Here is a 1,657-nt window from a genome sequence, read left to right on the forward strand (position 1 = left end):
GGTCACCCTGGTGACCTGCACGTCTGACACGGGGGTCGGTATGAGATCGTGACCGCTCCAGCACCCACGGTTCACGCGACCCGGGCAGACTGCGGCCATGACCGACGCCGTTCCCGGACCCGACTCGCAGGCGCACCCTGCCGGCGAGACACCGACGCCCCCGAAGATGGGCCTCGAGCTGCAGGAGGGGGCGCGGATCCCGCGCCGCCAGGTGATCTCCTGGGCGCTGTGGGACTGGGGTACCCAGCCGTTCAACACGGTAATCCTCACGTTCGTGTTCACCGCGCTGTACCTGACCACCGAGGCGTTCCTCGACCCGGCCGTCGCGGCGCTCGGCAAGGACGACCCCGCCTACCAGCACGGCCTCGCCGAGCTGAGCAGCGGGGTGGGCCTGTGGAACACGCTCGCGGGCCTGCTCATCCTCTTCCTCGCGCCCGTGCTCGGGCAGCGCGCCGACGCCACCGGGCGGCGCAAGGCGTGGCTCGCCGGCGGCACCGCAGGCATGGTCCTGTGCATGCTCGCGCTGTGGTTCGTCGAGGCCGACCCGGCCTACTTCGTGCTCGGCGCCGCGCTGATCGGCCTGGGCAGCGTGCTCAACGAGATCGCCGGCGTCAACTACAACGCCATGATGGTGTCGGTCGCCACGCCCAAGACGGTCGGCAAGGTGTCCGGGCTCGGCTGGGGCCTCGGCTACGTCGGCGGCATCCTGGCGCTCCTGTTCGTGGTCATCGCCAACGGGGCCGAATGGTGGGGCATGCCCACCGACAACGGCCTCGCGTTCCGCGTGATCGCCGTGGGCTGCGCGATCTGGGCGATCGCGTTCGCCTGGCCGATCCTCGCCTTCGTGCCGGAGCTCCCGCCCACCAAGGGCCGCGCCACCGTCGGGTTCTTCGCCAGCTACGCGGTGCTGGTCCGCGACATCAAGGGCCTGTGGCACACCTCGCGCCGCACCTTCTGGTTCCTGCTGGCCAGCGCCGTGTACCGCGACGGCCTGAGCGGCGTCTTCGCGTTCGGCGCGATCATCGGCGGCGTCAGCTTCGGCTTCTCCGCGGACCAGGTCATCGTCTTCGGCATCGCCGCCAACCTCGTCGCAGGGGCGAGCACGGTCCTCGTGGGCTTCGCCGACGACCGCTTCGGCCCGCGCTCCGTCATCCTCGGCACGCTCGCCGTCATCGTCGTGGCCGGGCTCGGCGTCGTGTTCCTGCGCGACCTCGGCCCCGTCGTCTACTGGGTGGGCGGCCTGATCCTCTCGGCGTGCGTCGGCCCGGCCCAGGCCGCGTCCCGGTCCTACCTCGCCCGCGTGACGCCGGCCGGCAAGGAGTCCGAGATCTTCGGCCTCTACGCCACGACCGGCCGCGCCACGTCCTGGATGTCGAGCGCCCTGTGGACGATCACCATCGCCGCGACGGGCGCGACCATCTGGGGCACCCTCGGCATCGTCGCGGTGGTGCTCATCGGCCTCGTGATGATGTGGTTCGTGCGGGAGGCGCCCCTGGCCGACGCCGGCAGCCCGGCCGGCCCGACGGCGGAACCGACGGGCGACCGTTCCGCGGTCTGACGGTTGGACTAGTCCCTTCGTTGGGTTAGTCCGCGGTCGTCTGGCCTGCGGTGGTCTGGTCCGCGGTCGTCTCGTTCCCCGCGGCCCGGTGCGCTGCGG

1 protein-coding gene is annotated in these 1,657 nt (G+C 71.7%); it reads left to right on the forward strand.

Features of this window, described 5'->3' with window-relative positions; genetic code table 11:
- Window positions 1–97 precede the first annotated feature (97 nt).
- A complete protein-coding gene (locus tag ACFU5G_RS29860; RefSeq protein ID WP_377252774.1) occupies window positions 98–1,558 on the forward strand; it encodes an MFS transporter in 1,461 nt (486 codons plus the stop codon).
- The last annotated feature ends 99 nt before the right edge of the window (window positions 1,559–1,657 follow it).

Origin of the sequence: Promicromonospora sp. NPDC057488 (genome assembly GCF_042802395.1) — a bacterium.
Taxonomy (GTDB): domain Bacteria; phylum Actinomycetota; class Actinomycetes; order Actinomycetales; family Cellulomonadaceae; genus Promicromonospora.